This window comes from Pseudomonas sp. 39004, assembly GCF_028682155.1.
Classification (GTDB): domain Bacteria; phylum Pseudomonadota; class Gammaproteobacteria; order Pseudomonadales; family Pseudomonadaceae; genus Aquipseudomonas; species Aquipseudomonas capeferrum.
The window spans coordinates 1-3,608 of record NZ_JANIAG010000297.1 but is presented as its reverse complement, the minus strand read 5'-3'; the positions used below and the strand labels follow the sequence as shown (position 1 = coordinate 3,608).

The following is a 3,608-nucleotide window of genomic DNA, read 5'->3' as shown; positions in this document are numbered from 1 at the left end:
AAGTTCGAGAACCTGGTTCTGGACAAGACTCCGGTCAGCACCGCTGTCACCGACGAGCCAGGTACTCCGGGCAACGAAGGCGATCTGGTCAAGGTCACCATCACCGCCGATCAGGTCTCGGTTGCCGAGAACGTCAAACCGACCTTCACCGTCCACATCAACGCTGCCCTGGACCACGACCTTGTCGTGACCTTGAGCAACAATGAAGTTGTGACCATCAAGGCTGGCGAAACCAGCGCGCCTTACAGCCACGCTGCACAGGGCGACGACGTCTACAAAGATGCTGGCGAAATCAGCCTGGGCATCAAGTCCGCCGTCGATGTCGATGGCCGTGCCTTCGAAAACCTGCAGTTGGGTGAGGCAGCATCGGTCAAAGTCACCGATACCACTGACGACGTGGTGGCGAAGCTGACTGCAACGCCTTCGGTCACCGAAGGCGGTGCGATCACCTACACCATCAGCCTGACCAACAAAGACGGTTTGCCGATCGATAAACACTCGGCCCTGACCTTCACCCTGAGCGATGGCACGACGGTCATCACCGTGCCGGCCAACAGCACCAGCGGTTTCGTCACCGTTACCGCGCCGGACAACGTCTACACCGGCACCAACGACCCAGTGATCAAGTCGATCGCGTCGGTTGATGGCGCCGATGTCGGCAAGTTCGAGAACCTGGTTCTGGACAAGACTCCGGTCAGCACCGCTGTCACCGACGAGCCGGGTACTCCAGGCAACGAAGGCGATCTGGTTAAAGTCACGATTACTGCGGACCAGGTTTCGGTCGCGGAAAACGTTAAACCGACCTTCACCGTCCACATCAATACCGCCCTAGCTCACGACTTGGTCGTGACCCTGAGCAACAACGCCACCGTCACCATCAAGGCGGGCGAAACCAGTGCGCCGTATAGCCACGACGCGCAAGGCGACGACGTCTACAAGGACGCTGGTGAAATCAGCCTGGGTATCAAGTCGGCAGCAGACATCGATGGCCGCGCCTTCGAGAACCTGCAGTTGGGCGACGCGGCGTCGGTCAAAGTGACTGACACTACTGACGACGTGGTGGCCAAACTGACCGCCACACCTTCGGTCACCGAAGGTGGTGCAATTACTTACACCATCACCCTGACCAACAAAGATGGTCTGCCGATCGATAAACATTCGGCCCTGACCTTCACTCTGAGCGACGGCACCACCGTGATCACCGTGCCAGCCAATGGCACCTCGGGCTTCGTGACTGTCACTGCTCCGGACAACGTTTACACCGGCACCAACGACCCAGTGATCAAGTCGATCGCTTCGGTTGATGGCGCCGATGTTGGCAAGTTCGAGAACCTGGTACTGGACAAAACCCCGGTCAGCACCGCTGTCACCGACGAGCCAGGTACCCCAGGCAACGAAGGCGATCTGATCAAGGTCACCATCACGGCCGATCAGGTTTCGGTCGCCGAGAACATTAAACCGACCTTCACCGTCCACATCAACGCTGCCCTGGACCACGACCTTGTCGTGACCCTGAGCAACAACGAAGTTGTGACCATCAAGGCTGGCGAAACCAGCGCACCGTATAGCCACGATGCGCAAGGCGACGACGTTTACAAAGACGCCGGCGAAATCAGCCTGGGTATCAAGTCCGCCGTCGATGTCGATGGCCGTGTCTTCGAGAACCTGCAACTGGGTGATGCCGCGTCGGTTAAAGTCACCGATACCACCGACGATGTCATCGCCAAGCTGACCGCTACCCCTTCGGTGACCGAAGGTGGTGCGATCACTTACACCGTTACGCTGACCAACAAAGATGGTCTGCCGATCGACAACCACGCGCCGTTGTACTTCACCCTGAGTGACGGCAAAACGGTCATCACCGTACCGGCCAACAGCACCAGCGGTTTCACTACCGTGACTGCACCGGACAACGTCTACGTCGGCACCAACGCACCGGTAGAGCAGAGCCTGCAAGCAGTCAGCGGCGCTGATGCTTGGAAGTTCGAGAACCTGGTTCTGGACAAGACCCCGGTCAGCACTACGGTCACCGACGAGCCGGGTACCCCAGGCAACGAAGGCGACGTGGTCAAAGTCACCATCACTGCTGACCAGGTCTCGGTTGCGGAAAACGTCAAACCGACCTTCACCGTGCACATCAACACTGCCCTGGCGCACGACCTGGTCGTGACCCTGAGCAACAATGCTCAGGTCACCATCAAGGCTGGTGAAACCAGCAGCGAACCTTACACCCACGACGCGCAGGGCGACGACGTCTACAAAGACGCCGGTGAAATCAGCCTGGGTATCAAGTCGGCAGCAGACATCGATGGCCGTGCCTTCGAGAACCTGCAGCTGGGCGAGGCGGCATCGGTCAAAGTCACCGACACCACCGACGATGTCGTCGCCAAGCTGACCGCTACCCCTTCGGTGACCGAAGGTGGCGAGATCACCTACACCGTCACCCTGACCAACAAAGACGGTCTGCCGATCGACAACCATGCACCGTTGTACTTCACCCTGAGTGACGGCAAAACGGTCATCACTGTGCCGGCCAACAGCACCAGCGGTTTCACCACCGTGACTGCGCCTGACAACGTTTACGTTGGGACCAACGCGCCGGTAGAGCAGAGCCTGCAAGCAGTCAGCGGCGCTGATGCTTGGAAGTTCGAAAACCTGGTTCTGGACAAGACGCCGGTCAGCACTACTGTGACCGACGAGCCGGGCACCCCAGGCAACGAAGGCGACGTGGTCAAAGTCACCATCACTGCTGACCAGGTCTCGGTCGCAGAGAACGTGAAGCCGACCTTCACCGTTCACATCAATACCGCCCTGGCGCACGACTTGGTCGTGACCCTGAGCAACAACGCTCAGGTCACCATCAAGGCTGGTGAGACTTCGAGCGAGCCTTACACCCACGATGCGCAGGGCGACGACGTCTATAAGGACGCCGGTGAAATCAGCCTGGGTATCAAATCGGCAGCAGACATCGATGGCCGTGCCTTCGAGAACCTGCAGTTGGGCGAGGCGGCATCGGTCAAAGTCACCGACACCACCGACGATGTCATCGCCAAGCTGACCGCTACCCCTTCGGTCACCGAAGGTGGCGAGATCACCTACACCGTCACCTTGACCAACAAAGACGGTCTGCCGATCGACAACCATGCACCGTTGTACTTCACCCTGAGTGACGGCAAAACGGTCATCACTGTGCCGGCCGACAGCACCAGCGGTTTCACGACCGTGACTGCGTCTGACAACGTTTACGTTGGGACCAACGCGCCGGTAGAGCAGAGCCTGCAAGCAGTCAGCGGCGCTGATGCTTGGAAGTTCGAAAACCTGGTTCTGGACAAGACGCCGGTCAGCACTACTGTGACCGACGAGCCGGGTACCCCAGGCAACGAAGGCGACGTGGTCAAAGTCACCATCACTGCTGACCAGGTCTCGGTCGCAGAGAACGTGAAGCCGACCTTCACCGTTCACATCAACACCGCGTTGGCGCACGACCTGGTCGTGACCCTGAGCAACAACGAAGTTGTGACCATCAAGGCTGGCGAAACAAGCGCGCCGTACAGCCACGATGCGCAAGGCGACGACGTCTACAAGGACGCTGGCGAAATCAGCCTCGG

1 protein-coding gene is annotated in these 3,608 nt (G+C 59.1%); it reads left to right on the top strand.

What is annotated here, in order from left to right:
* On the top strand, positions 1 to 3,608 hold a 3,608-nt coding region (locus tag NP534_RS26220), incomplete at both ends, for an immunoglobulin-like domain-containing protein (protein WP_337994337.1).